Source organism: Mycolicibacterium sp. XJ662, from assembly GCF_053484035.1.
In genome coordinates this window covers 656,549-669,141 of the sequence record NZ_JBEFTL010000001.1, presented here as the reverse complement: position 1 = coordinate 669,141, position 12,593 = coordinate 656,549, and the positions used below count along the sequence as shown (strand labels likewise).

At 67.6% G+C, this 12,593-nt stretch carries 12 protein-coding genes; 7 read left to right on the top strand and 5 right to left on the bottom strand.

The features are described from left to right. Positions 1 to 13 precede the first annotated feature (13 nt). Positions 14 to 676 carry an O-methyltransferase gene (locus ABQE93_RS03045; protein ID WP_448405788.1) on the top strand — a complete coding sequence of 221 codons (663 nt, stop codon included), beginning with the start codon at positions 14 to 16 and terminating at the stop codon, positions 674 to 676. Between the two features lie 119 nt (positions 677 to 795). Beyond that, positions 796 to 1,317 carry an MBOE_33420 family protein gene (locus ABQE93_RS03040; protein ID WP_448405787.1) on the top strand — a complete coding sequence of 174 codons (522 nt, stop codon included), beginning with the start codon at positions 796 to 798 and terminating at the stop codon, positions 1,315 to 1,317. A gap of 15 nt (positions 1,318 to 1,332) precedes the next feature. Here ABQE93_RS03040 and ilvD read toward each other — a convergent pair whose 3' ends face one another. Beyond that, positions 1,333 to 3,087, bottom strand: a complete 1,755-nt coding sequence (gene ilvD, locus ABQE93_RS03035) for a dihydroxy-acid dehydratase (RefSeq protein ID WP_448405786.1) — start codon at positions 3,085 to 3,087, stop codon at positions 1,333 to 1,335. Positions 3,088 to 3,164: 77 nt separating this feature from the next. Here ilvD and ABQE93_RS03030 point away from each other — a divergent pair, with 77 nt between their 5' ends. From ABQE93_RS03030 to ABQE93_RS03020, 3 genes are all read left to right on the top strand, one after another. Continuing rightward, complete coding sequence (locus ABQE93_RS03030; protein ID WP_448405785.1) at positions 3,165 to 3,785, top strand: DUF305 domain-containing protein; 621 nt, start codon at positions 3,165 to 3,167, stop codon at positions 3,783 to 3,785. Continuing rightward, on the top strand, positions 3,778 to 4,086 hold the full coding sequence (gene ricR, locus ABQE93_RS03025) for a copper-sensing transcriptional repressor RicR (RefSeq protein WP_448405784.1): 309 nt from the start codon (positions 3,778 to 3,780) through the stop codon (positions 4,084 to 4,086). The genes ABQE93_RS03030 and ricR overlap by 8 nt, the downstream gene beginning before the upstream one ends. 162 nt (positions 4,087 to 4,248) lie before the next feature. Continuing rightward, entirely contained in the window at positions 4,249 to 5,283 is a 1,035-nt protein-coding gene (locus ABQE93_RS03020) for a L,D-transpeptidase (protein ID WP_448405783.1), read from the top strand. A 105-nt stretch (positions 5,284 to 5,388) separates the two neighbouring features. On the opposite strand, the gene ABQE93_RS03015 is transcribed toward ABQE93_RS03020, so the two are convergent. After that, positions 5,389 to 7,368, bottom strand: coding sequence for a M13 family metallopeptidase (locus tag ABQE93_RS03015; RefSeq protein WP_448405782.1), 1,980 nt, complete (start codon positions 7,366 to 7,368; stop codon positions 5,389 to 5,391). Between the two features lie 59 nt (positions 7,369 to 7,427). Between ABQE93_RS03015 and ABQE93_RS03010 the strand changes: the two genes are divergently transcribed. Beyond that, the gene (locus tag ABQE93_RS03010) at positions 7,428 to 8,030 is read left to right on the top strand and encodes an Rv1363c family protein (RefSeq protein WP_448405781.1); all 603 of its coding nucleotides are present in this window, start codon (positions 7,428 to 7,430) and stop codon (positions 8,028 to 8,030) included. Next, complete coding sequence (locus ABQE93_RS03005; protein WP_448405780.1) at positions 8,027 to 8,716, top strand: hypothetical protein; 690 nt, start codon at positions 8,027 to 8,029, stop codon at positions 8,714 to 8,716. The genes ABQE93_RS03010 and ABQE93_RS03005 overlap by 4 nt, the downstream gene beginning before the upstream one ends. Before the next feature lie 57 nt (positions 8,717 to 8,773). Here the strand turns inward: ABQE93_RS03005 and ABQE93_RS03000 are convergent, their stop codons facing one another. Genes ABQE93_RS03000 through ABQE93_RS02990 form a run of 3 tightly spaced genes read right to left on the bottom strand, consistent with a single transcriptional unit; the run spans position 8,774 to position 12,571 of the window. Then, positions 8,774 to 9,169 (bottom strand): CoA-binding protein, encoded by a 396-nt coding sequence (locus ABQE93_RS03000; protein WP_448405779.1) that lies wholly within the window; start codon positions 9,167 to 9,169, stop codon positions 8,774 to 8,776. After that, a complete protein-coding gene (locus ABQE93_RS02995) occupies positions 9,159 to 9,665 on the bottom strand; it encodes a helix-turn-helix domain-containing protein (RefSeq protein ID WP_448405778.1) in 507 nt (168 codons plus the stop codon). Before ABQE93_RS02995 ends, ABQE93_RS03000 begins: the two co-directional genes overlap by 11 nt. Further along, on the bottom strand, positions 9,662 to 12,571 hold the full coding sequence (locus ABQE93_RS02990; protein WP_448405777.1) for an MMPL family transporter: 2,910 nt from the start codon (positions 12,569 to 12,571) through the stop codon (positions 9,662 to 9,664). The genes ABQE93_RS02995 and ABQE93_RS02990 overlap by 4 nt, the downstream gene beginning before the upstream one ends. Positions 12,572 to 12,593: the final 22 nt, after the last annotated feature.

Below are 12,593 nucleotides of genomic sequence, written 5' to 3'. Positions count from 1 at the left end.
TAACGTGGATCCGATGGCCGATCCGGATCCCAAAGCGCTCGACGACCTGTTCACCCGCGTGCTGGACACCGAAGACGCCGCGTTGACGGCGGCACGTGAATCGGCCGCGGCCGCGGGCATGCCCCCGATCGAGGTGTCGGCCCAGCACGGCAAGCTGCTCTACCTGCTCGCAACGGCGACGCGTGCCACCCGCATTCTGGAGATCGGCACGCTGGCCGGCTACAGCACCATCAACCTGGCGCGCGGCGTCGGCACCGGCGGTCAGGTCGTCACGCTCGAGTACGAGCCCAAGCACGCCGACGTCGCGCGGGAGAACCTGACCCGCGCGGGGGTGGCCGATCGTGTCGAGATCGTCGTCGGCACCGCGCTGGACACGCTGCCCACGCTGGCCGACCGCGACGAGAAGTTCGACATGGTATTCATCGACGCCGACAAGGAGAACAACGTCGCCTACGTCGAATGGGCGATCAAGCTCAGCAACCCCGGCGCAATCATCGTGGTGGACAACATCGCCCGGTTCGGTCGGGTGCTGGATCCGGCACCCGACGATCAGCAGGCCAAGGCCATCCGCGACATGCTCGACATGATGGGCCGCCATCCACGGCTGGACACCGCGGCGATCCAGACCGTCGGGGTCAAGGGCTGGGACGGCTTCGCGATCGCCGTCGTCAGATAGTCAGGACCGCTCAAGGCCCGAGCTTGCGCAATTTCGCGACGCGTGAGATCACCGGTGTGGTATCCACCGGATAAGAAGCTTCTCCGCCGTCGAGGGCTTCCTGGTGAAAGGAACCTGCGATGGTGTCGAAGACGCTCTCGATCACTGCGATGACCGGATGCGCTGCACTGATATTCGCGCCGGTGGCGGCCGCGGACCGTGCGCAGCCCGCGCCGATGTACGGGTACTACGACGCGACGCTGGACCACGCGCACCAGACGTTCAACGGGATACCAACCCCGTCGGACCCCGCGGTGCAGCTGGGCCGGTTCACCACGACCTGCGACGTCAACGGGTGCGTCGTGGAGTGGATGCGGGAAACCGATCTCATTGAGAACCCGAATGCGCCTGCGCTTTACACCTATACGTGGAACAACGACCGTTGGGAGTCCAGCGGCGACTACCCGTTCCACTGCGGTGCGGGCGGCGACGGCGGCACGGTGCCGTCGTTCCGGTCGGACTTCCTGCGCCCCGTCGGCGACGGAAGCTTCACCGGTGAGCGGATATTCACCGTCGCTGCGCCCGGCTGTCCGGGCCAAGGGGCGGGCACCTACTGGCTGCCGATCGCACTCACCCCGGTCGACCCACCGCAGCCACGGTGACACCGTTGGGGACGGCTAGCCGCAGACCGCACCTGTGGCGGCCGTGCCGACCAGCTTGATGTACTTGGCCAACACACCGGTGGTGTAGCGCGGCGGCAGCGGCTCGAAACCGGCCTTGCGCGAATCGAATTCGTCCGGGTCGACCAACACGTCCAACGTGCCCTTGCCCACGTCGAGCCGGATGCGGTCACCGTCGCGCAGGAACGCGATGGGGCCGCCGTCGACAGCCTCGGGAGCGATGTGGCCGACGCACAACCCGGTCGTGCCGCCGGAGAATCGGCCGTCGGTCATCAGCAGCACGTCCTTGCCGAGGCCGGCGCCCTTGATCGCGCCGGTGATCGCGAGCATCTCGCGCATACCCGGTCCGCCCTTGGGACCCTCGTAGCGAATGACCACCACGTCGCCGGGGACGATGGTGCCGTCCTCGAGCGCGTCGAGTGCGGCGCGTTCCCGCTCGAAAACCCTTGCCGTGCCTTCGAACACATCGGAGTCGAACCCCGCAGACTTGACCACTGCACCTTCGGGCGCCAGCGAGCCGTGCAGGATCGTGATGCCACCGGTCGGATGGATCGGATCGTTCATCGCGCGTAACACCTTGCCGTCCGGGTCCGGCGGTTCGATGTGGGCGAGGTTCTCGGCCATGGTCTGGCCGGTGACTGTGAGGCAGTCACCGTGCAGCAGACCGGCATCCAGTAGCGCCTTCATCACCACGGGCACACCGCCGATCTCGTCGACGTGCTTCATCACATGGCGGCCGAAGGGTTTCACATCGGCGAGGTGTGGCACCTTCTGCCCGACGCGGGTGAAGTCGTCAAGCGTCAGCTTGACGTTGGCCTCGTTGGCGATGGCCAACAGGTGCAGGACCGCGTTGGTCGACCCGCCGAACGCCATCACCACCGCGATCGCATTCTCGAAGGCTTCCTTGGTGAGGATGTCGCGTGCGGTGATGCCGCGACGCAGCATCTCCACGACCGCTTCGCCGGATTTGCGTGCGAACTCGTCGCGGCGCTCGTCGATGGCCACGGGGGAGGCGCTGCCCGGCAACGACATGCCCAGCGCTTCTGCGGCCGAGGCCATCGTGTTGGCGGTGTACATGCCGCCGCAGGCACCCTCGCCGGGGCAGATCGCGCGCTCGATGATGTCGACGTCCTCGCGCGGCATCAGTCCACGCGCACAGGCGCCGACGGCCTCGAACGCGTCGATGATCGTCACTTCCTTTTCGGAACCGTCGGTCAGCTTGGCGACGCCCGGCATGATCGAGCCGTTGTAGAAGAAGACGCTGGCCAGGTCGAGCCGTGCGGCCGCCATGAGCATGCCGGGGATCGACTTGTCGCAGCCGGCCAACAGCACCGAGCCGTCGAGGCGTTCGGCCTGCATGACCGTCTCGACGCTGTCGGCGATCACCTCGCGGGACACCAGCGAGAAATGCATGCCTTCGTGGCCCATCGAGATGCCGTCGGACACCGAGATCGTGCCGAACTCCAACGGGAAGCCGCCGGCGGCGTGCACGCCGCCCTTGACGGACTGGGCGAGTCGCTGCAGCGACATGTTGCACGGGGTGATCTCGTTCCACGACGAGCCGACGCCGATCTGGGGTTTGCCCCAGTCGTCGTCGCCCATGCCTACCGCGCGCAGCATCCCGCGCGCCGCGGCTTTCTCGAGGCCGTCGGTGACGTCGCGGCTTCTCGGCTTGATGTCGGGCTCCGCCCGACGGGAGGCTTGGGTGCGGTGCTCCGCCCGACGGGGCTCGATGTCAGGACCTGAGGACATGACGCTAAGTATGCCTTCGGTGGGCATCCTGCCAAAACCAATTTATACCCCGAGGGGGTATCGGGTACCCTGGCCGCATGACGTCTTTTGCCACCCGGATTCTCGCGGTGCTCGCCGCACTTGCCACCGCGCTGTTGCTGTCCTCGTGTACCCAGTCCGAGTCCGCCGACGGACACACTGACCACGAGCATCCTGACACTCCGGCGATCAGCGGCGAGCCGGCCGGTTACAACGCCGATGATGTCGCGTTCGCCACCAACATGATCCCGCACCATGAGCAGGCCATCGAGCTGTCGGCAATGGTGCCCGATCGGTCGTCGAACCCCGAGTTGATCGCGCTGGCCGAGCAGATCTCGGCCGCGCAGGAACCCGAGATCAGGGCGCTTCGGGTGTTTTTGGTGCAGTGGAACGAGAACCCCGACACCGCCACCGGCGAGGGTCACGCAGATCACTCCGAGATGCAGGGCATGGTCGACGAGGCCACGATGGAACGGCTGCGATCGCTGCGCGGCGAGGAATTCGACACCCTGTGGCTGGAGTCGATGATCAGCCACCACGAGGGCGCGGTCGAGATGGCCCAGGCCGAGGTCGCCAACGGTGCGAACGTCGACGCCAAACGCATGGCCCAGACCATGATCGACACCCAACAGGCCGAGATCACGCAAATGCAGCAGATGTTGAGAGGACCCAATGGCTGAGCAGACCACCACAGTCGCTGCGCACGGCTATTCGGCGCAGAAAGACAACTACGCCAAGCGGTTGCGGCGCATCGAGGGGCAGGTACGCGGCATCGCCAAGATGATCGACGAGGATAAGTACTGCATCGATGTGCTCACCCAGATCAGCGCGGTCAACAACGCGCTGCAATCGGTGGCGCTGGGCCTGCTCGACGAACATCTGGGGCACTGCGTCGCCCAGGCGGTCGCCGAGGGCGGCGAGCAGAGCGACGCCAAGCTCGCCGAGGCCTCGGCCGCGATCGCGCGGTTGGTGCGGTCCTGATCACCAGGCGCCGTAACGTTTCGCGCATCGGTAAGCGATAACCCTGCAGGTCAGCGCGTTCTATCCGGCTATTTGCGCTGGTCTGGCCGCCGCCCGGCGGCGTGGGATGAGGTCCCGCGCTATGCCACACTGGTTGGAAGTTCTGTGACTTGGAGGTCCCGTATGCCGCAGCCGATGAGAAATCGACTGCTCACCGCGATGTGTGCAACCGGCTTGGTCGGTGCGATGGTGCTGAGCGCCCCGTCCGCGCTGGCCCAGCCCGCCGTTCCGCCGCCGCCCCCGGCGCCTGTCGACCCGGCTGCCGCGGCCGCGCCGGTCCCACCGCCGCCCCCGCCCCCGGGTCCGGTTGTCCTGCCACCGGCCCCGCCGCCGGCGCCGAACGCCGCGCCTGCGCCCAACCCGTTCATGCCGGCGAATCCGTTCGCGGCGCCGCAGCAGATTCCCCCGGGCACCCCGGCGGGACAGAACCCGCTGCCCTACACCGGTGAGCCGGTGTTCTCACCGCCGAGCTTCAACCCGGTGAACGGCTCCATCGTCGGCGCCGCCAAGCCGATCTACATCAACTTCCAGCGCCCGATCGCCGACCGCCAGATGGCCGAGGACGCCATCCACGTCTCGTCGGTTCCGCCGGTGCCGGGGCGGTTCTACTGGACCAGCGACACCCAGGTGCGCTGGCGGCCCCAGGACTTCTGGCCGGCAGGCACCGTGGTGAACATCGACGCGGGCGGCACCAAGTCCAGCTTCAGCGTCCCCGAGCAGTTGGTCGCCACCATCGACAACGACACCAAGCAGATGGAGATCATGCGCGACGGCGAGTTGGTCAAGACCTTCCCGGTGTCGATGGGCAAGTCGGGTTATGAAACCAGGAACGGCACGTACTACGTGTTGGAGAAGTTCGGGGAAATCGTGATGGACTCCTCGACCTACGGGGTGCCCGTCGACGACCCTGAGGGCTACAAGCTCAAGGTCAAGGACGCCGTCCGGATCGACAACCAGGGCATCTTCGTGCACAGCGCGCCGTGGTCGGTTGGCGCCCAGGGCAACAGCAACGTCAGCCACGGGTGTATCAACCTCAGCCCGGAAGACGCCAAGTGGTTCTACGACAACTTCGGCAGCGGCGACCCGGTCGTGATCAAGAACACGAGCGGCGGGTGGTACGACCAGCCCGACGGTGCATCCGACTGGCAGATGTTCTAACTGCCGACAAGACGCAAAAACCCCCATTTCTCAAGGGAAATGGGGGTTTTTGCGTTCCCCAGCTTGCGCGTGGGCCCAGCTCGCGGGGCTCGCGCTCGCGGAGGCTTAGCTCCAGATCCGCACCCGGTGCTCGGGTTCCAGGTACAGGTCGTCGTCCTCGCTGACGTCGAACGCCTCGTAGAACGCGTCCATGTTGCGGATGACGCCGTTGCACCGGAACTCCGGCGGTGAGTGCGGATCGATCGCCAGGCGCCGGATCGCCTCGGCATCACGGGATTTCGTCCGCCACACCTGCGCCCAGCCGAAGAAGACCCGCTGCTCGCCGGTCAGCCCGTCGAGCACCGGCGCCTCCTTGCCCTTCAGCGACAGCCGGTAGGCCAGCAGGGCGATCGACAGCCCGCCGAGATCGCCGATGTTCTCGCCGACGGTGAACGCGCCATTAACCTGGTGGCCATTGCTCAACTGACGCGGCACATACTCGTCGTACTGCTCGATCAGCTTCTTGGTGCGCGAACCGAATTCGGTGCGGTCCTCGTCGGTCCACCAGTCCACCAGGTTGCCGTCGCCGTCGTACTTGGCGCCCTGATCGTCGAAGCCGTGCCCGATCTCGTGGCCGATCACCGCACCGATACCGCCGTAATTGGCCGCGTCGTCGGCGTCGGCGTCGAAGAACGGCGGCTGCAGAATCGCTGCGGGAAAGACGATCTCGTTCATGCCGGGGTTGTAGTAGGCGTTGACCGTCTGCGGCGTCATGAACCACTCGTCGCGGTCGACCGGGCCGCCCAGCTTGGCCAGCTCACGCTCGTACTCGACGGCGTAGCCCCTGCGGTAGTTGCCGTAGAGGTCGTCGCGTTCGATCACCAGCGCCGAATAGTCGCGCCACTTGGCCGGATAACCGATCTTGGGCGTGAACTTGTCGAGCTTGGCCAGCGCCTTCTGCCGCGTCTGCGGCGTCATCCACTCCAGCGAGTTGATGCTGACGCGGTAGGCCTCGCGGAGGTTGGCCACCAGCTCATCCATGCGCTCCTTGGCGTGCGGAGGGAAATGCCGCTCGACATAAAGCTTTCCGACCGCATCGCCCATCAGGCTCTCCACCAGCGAAACGGCCCGCTTCCACCGGTCACGGATCTGCTCGGTGCCCGACAGCCGGCGCCCGTAGAACGCGAAATCCTCGGCCACCAGCTCGTCGGTCAGCAGGAACGCGCGGGCGTGGATGACCCGCCACCGCAGCCAGTTCTTCCAGTCCTCGAAGTCGCCGCTTGACCACGCTTCGGCGAACGCGGTCAGGTAATCAGGTTGGCGCACAACAACTTCAGCGGCATTCTCGGGCGTAGTGCCGAGCGCGGTGACCCAGCCGGTCCAGTCGAAGCCGGGCGCCTCCTCGACCAGGCCCGCGAAGGTCCGCAGGTTGTAGGCCAGGTCGGCATCGCGGCGTTTGACCACGTCCCAATGCGCGGCGGCCAGCTTGGTCTCCAGCGCGACGATGCGTTGCGCGGTCTCGGCGTGCTCGCCCGCGCCGTAGACCAGCGTGAACATCGCGGCGATGTGCTGCGGATAGGCCGCCAGGATCTCGGCGTGCTGCTCCTCGCGGTAGTACGACTCGTCGGGCAGCCCCAGCCCGGACTGGTTGAAGTACAACAGGTACCGGGTGGAGTCCTTGGCGTCGGTGTTGACGTAGACGCCCGCGCCGCCGCCGACACCGGTGCGCTGCAGCGCACCCAGCACGGCCGCCAGCTCCGCCGGCGTCGTCGCCGCGTCGACGGCCGCGAGCTCCTCATGCAGCGGAGCCACCCCGCGTGCGGCGACGGCCGCCTCGTCCATGAAGCTGGCGTACAAGTCGCCGATGCGCTGCTCGTCGGTGCCCGGCGCGGCGCCAGCGGCCGCCGCCTCGGTGATCAGGTCGCGCACATGTTCTTCGGCCCGGTCGTACAGCGAGCGGAACGCGCCGTCGGTGGCACGGTCGGCCGGCATCTCGTACTCGGCCAGCCAGCGGCCGTTGACGTGGCCGAAGAGGTCGTCTTGCGGGCGGGCGTCGGGATCGACATGGCTCAGGTCGATGCCGGATCTGATCGTTTCCACAGTCACCACACCAGGGTGCCAGATCCCGATCAGCCCCCGCGGCCTCGGCGGGTAGCCTCACGCCCATGCCCGACGACGCCGCCGCACCGCCGGACCCCGATGACCAGGACGGTCCCGTCTTCACCAGCTACGGCATCGCCTCGACGGTGATCGGCGTCGTCGCGGTGGTCGCCGTCGCGCTGGCCGCGCTGATCTGGACCCAGCACCGCGGGGACGTCGAGGAGTTGCAGTACCGCACCCGCGCCATGGCGGCCGCCGCCGACTGGACGGCCACGCTGATCAACATGGACAAAGACACCGTCGAAGCCAGCATGACCAAGCTGCACGAAGGCACGGTCGGGCAGCTCCACGCCGACTTCGACGCGGCCATCAAACCCTTCCGCGAGCTGGTCCAGACCCTGCAGTCCAACACCCGCGGTCAGGTCGACTCCGTGGCCGTCGAGTCGATCCACCGGCCAGGAGCCGGCGCCACCAACGCGCCGCCCCCGCCGCCGCAGCCCGAGCTCACCGAGTTCGCGTCGCGCACCGACACGGTGATGGTGGTGGCGACGTCGGTCAGCGAGAACGCCGGCGACGAGGAGCCCCGCACCGTGCGCTGGACGCTGCGCCTGGACGTCTCCGACGTGGACGGCGACCTGCTGATTTCGCGGTTGGAACCGATCCGATGAGAAATGTGTGGCGGGTTGCGGCATTCGACGTCGCCCCTCCGCTGACGGCGGTCGCGGCGCTGGTGTACATCGGCGTCGTGCTGGCCTGGCCGCTGTGGTGGGTGGCGACCTGCTCGGTGCTGTGTGTGCTGATCGCGGAGGCCGTCATCGTCAACGTGGTGTTGGCGCGCCGCGACGGGGTGACCATGGGCACCGACGACGACGGGCCCGGCCTGCGGTTGGCCGTGGTGGCCGTGGCCACCGTGGCCGTGGTGGCCGGGGTGGCCGTCGGATACTTCCGGTGGACGGTGCCCGACCGCACCCTGCACGCCGACACCGACAAGGTGGTCGGCATCGCCACCAGCATCGCCGAAGCCTCCGCGACGTTCACCCCGCAGAACCCGACCGCCTCGATCGACCGCGCCGCGGCCATGATGTCGGCCGACAGCGCCGAGGCGCTCAAGAACCAATTCGCCACCGTCGCAGAACAATTGACCAGCAGAGGTGTCTCCGCGCAAGCCAGCACCATCTCCGCGGGCGTTGAGGCGATCGGCCCGAACGCGGCGAGCGTCGCGGTGATCCTGCGCGGCACGCAGAACGCACCGGAAAAGCCGCCGGAGAACGCCATCCTGGCGTTACGGGTCCAGCTGACCAAACACGACGGCCGCTGGCTGGTCGACGACCTGAGCCCGATCCACTCCCGCTAACCGAAGTGAGTTCGGTGCGCATACCAGCGCTGAGCGCGTCTTAGCGCACCCAAATCCCTAGCCGAGCAGGCGGGCGTGGTCGACCTTCAGGCAGCGGTCCATCACCACCTGCATGCCCGCCGCTGCACCGTCGCGGGCCACCTGCTCGTGGTGCAGACCGAGTTGCAGCCACAGCACCTTCGCGCCGACCGCGACGGCGTCGTCGAGCACCGCGGGCATATGCTCGCGGCGGCGGAACACGTCGACGAGGTCGGGCACCACGGGCAGATCAGCCAACGACGGGTACACCGGGGTGCCGTCGACATCGCTGATCGTCGGGTTGACCAGGTACAGCTCGTAGTCGCTTGCCGACTTCAGATACGTCCACACCTCGTGGCTGGCCCTGGCCGGGTTGGCCGAGGCGCCGACGATCGCGACCGTGCGGGTGTCCCGCAGGATCTGCTCAAGATCCATCGGAACGCGCCGACCGCATCTTGGCGAACCGATCGGCCAGCTTGCTCATCCGCACCATCAGCGACGCCGTCGGGCTGGCCTGACCGGACAGATACGTGGCGAAATCGGCGTTCGGCACGCCGATGCGCGACGCGAACTCCTGCTGGCCCAGACCGGACTTTTCCAGAAGTGCACGAATGTGGCGGGCCACCTCGGCGCGCTCGTTGGCCTCCATGTGCTCGCGGGTGCGGCTGAGCACCTCCGAGAGCGCCTTGGAAACCCCGTACGGGCGAGCGGTTTCCAGCACCTCCTCGACCTGGCGCGCCGTGCGGCCGAACGGGTCACGTTTGATCGCGGCCACGATCCGCTGCCAGATCGCGAGGTCGTCGGTCTCCAGGGCCGCGCGGATGGCTGCGGTGGGCCAGAACTCCACCGGCCGGTCGTCGAACACCGGGCGCTGCGGAGCGTCGGGGGCAGTCTCACGGCTGTCGTCCCGGATCTCCGAAGTCACCGTCACCTCGCCTCCTCCAGCATCGCCACGGCCACCGACAGGCAACGCTGCCTGACCCTGGCCCAATCTGCCTCCGCCTCAGGCCCCGACATTTCCATGTCGGGCTCGTCGGAAGGCTGCGGGTCGGCCAGCCGGCGCACCAACTGGGTGGCGACCCATTGTTCTCTCGCCTGGTCTCCAGCGTAATACCGGTCCATCCCCGCCAGTACCAGCGCGGCCGTTCGAGTGTCCAGCGCGTCGACCAGGTCGGCGAACTCCGCGTAATCGTGAACGCTGTTACGGCACATGATCAGGTAACCCTGCAACCGCAATGTCTCAGCGCCGGTGGGGATCTGAAGCCGGTCACCGGTCGGCAGCTGAACGTTGGTGGTCTCCACCGGGCTGCGCCGCTTCAGCGGGGCGCCTTCGTATTCCGACGACGCCTGCAGCGCGTCGAGGGCGACCGCGAGCCGGCCCCGCCACATCGTCACCGGATGCTTCGCCGGCGTCGCGGTGGCGACCTTGGTGGCAGTCTTGGTGTCAGAGCCGTTTCGAGGCCCCTCATCGACGGGATCGATGGCACGCATCATGGTGGTGACGGGCTCGCAACCGCTGAGCGCCAACGGGTCAGCGACGGTAACCGCTTGGGGTGCAAGAGTTTTCAGCCGCGCCGCGGACTTGACCACGGTGCGCAAATCGGAACCCGTCGGCCCTAGCGACGAGATGTCGTCGGGGATGATGACGAGATCGGGGATCTCCACCTTGGGCAGCGGCTTCTCGAAATCCACCGACGGCAGGATCCGGTCCAGCCAACGCGGCAGCCACCAGTTCCACTCGTCGAACATCGCCATCAGCGCGGGCACCAGCACCAGCCGCACCACGGTGGCGTCGACGGCGATGGCCACCGCACACGCGACGCCCAGCTGGGCCACCAGCGGCATCCCGGCGAACGCGAACCCGGTGAACACCGCGATCATGATCAGCGCGGCGCTGGTGATGGTGCGTGCGCTGGTGCTGACGCCGTAGGCGACGGCGTCGCGGGTGTTGTGGGTCTGCAGATAGCGCTCGCGGATGCGGGTCAGCAAAAAGATCTCGTAGTCCATCGACAGACCGAACGCGATCGCCAGCACCAACGGCGGGATCGTGCTGTCCAGCGACGAGATCGGCGCCAAACCGAGCCCTTCCAGCCACCCCCACTGGAACACCACGACCAGGCTGCCGTAGGCCGCCGCAACCGACAGCACGGTCATCAGCACGCCCTTGATGGCCAGCACCGGTGACCGAATCGCCACCAGCAGCATCACGAACGCGATCAGCGCCACGAACACGAACACCAACGGCTGGGTCGCCGACACCCGGTCGTCGAAGTCCTTGATCAGCGCCGTCGGCCCGCCCACGTCGATGCGGGCGCCGTCGAGTCCCGGCGTCTGCGGCAGTTCCGCGCGCATCCAGTCGACGGCGTCACGCGCGGCCATGTCCTCGGGGTCGACCGAGAGCACCGCCGAAAGCAGGGCATGACGGTAGTCCTCACCGAACACCGGTGGGCTCACCGATACGACGTTGGGGCCCTGCGCCATTCGCTCCCGGATTGTGTTGAGGATCGGCTCCTTGGCCGGCGCCGAGGCGGCGTTGCCGTCGGGGAAGCTCACCAGCACCCGCACCGGGCCCAGCGCGCCGGGGCCCAGGGCTTCAGCGGCTGCGTTGACCCCGCCGCGGATCTCGTGCGTCGGCTCGAACTGGCGCTGCATGCTGTTGCCCAGCACCATTGAAAATGCCGGGGCGGCCAGCAGCAGCAGCAACGCCGACGCGGCCAGCGCCGAAAGCCACGGCCGGCGCATCACCTGGCCGGTCCAGCGCGTCCAGAACCGCGACTGGGTGGTCTCCGGGCGGCGCGACCAGTGCAGGTACGACGACCGTTTGGCCGCCGCCCGCCCGAACGTCGCGAGCACGGCCGGGGTCAGCGTCGTCGACGTCAGCACGGCCACCGCGACCGCCAGGATCGCGCCGGTGGCCATCGACACCAGCACCGGGGTCGCGATGAGGTAGATGCCCGTCACCGAGGCGATCACCGTCAGACCCGACAGCACCACGGCCAGACCGGAGGTCGCCATGGCGGCGTCGGCGGCCTGGTCGGGGTCGCGCCCGGCGCGCAGCTCCTCCCGGAACCGCATGAGGATGAACAGCGAGTAGTCGATGGCCACCGCGATGCCGAACATCGACACCGTCGACGTGACGAACACCGACATCGTGGTGACCGTCGACAGCAGGAAGACCAGGCCCATGGTCACGACCACCGTGCAGATGCCGAGCAGCAGCGGCATGGCCGCGGCCGCCAGCGAGCCGAACACCGCGAGCAGGATGATCAGGACGATCGGCAGGTTCCACCGCTCGGCCTGGGCGATGTCGTGTTTGGTGGCCTGCGACGCGGCGGCGCCCAACGCGCCCTGGCCGATGACGTACAGCTTGACCTTGCCGTCGGCGATCTCGCCGGGCTCCTCACCGTCGATGCCGACCTTCTCGCGCAGCTGTTTGGCGACGTCGACGGCACCGGTGTTCTCGAAGTCCAGTTCCAGCGTGACGACGTAGGGCCGGTCGGGTTGCGGCGGTGGCTGCCCCCTCGTCGGCACCGTGGCGACGCTGGGCACCTCGGCGGCCACCTGCTCCAGGTGGGCAACCGCGACGTTCATGTCCTCATAGGAGGCGTCGGCCCGCGGCGCGGCGACCAGCGCCAACGGGGAGGCGCCCTCGTCGGGGAAGTGCTCTTCGAGCTCTTCCTGCACCCGCAGCGACTGCGAACCCTTGACCTCGAATCCGCCGCCGGTCAACTGGCCGCCGTGGGTCATCCCGAGGTAGATCGAGGGCACCAGAAGGAGCAGCCATACCGCGAACACCGCCCAGCGATATCTGCGCAGGGTGCCACTCAAGCGCATCATGAACTGCTGGATGGTGAACTCC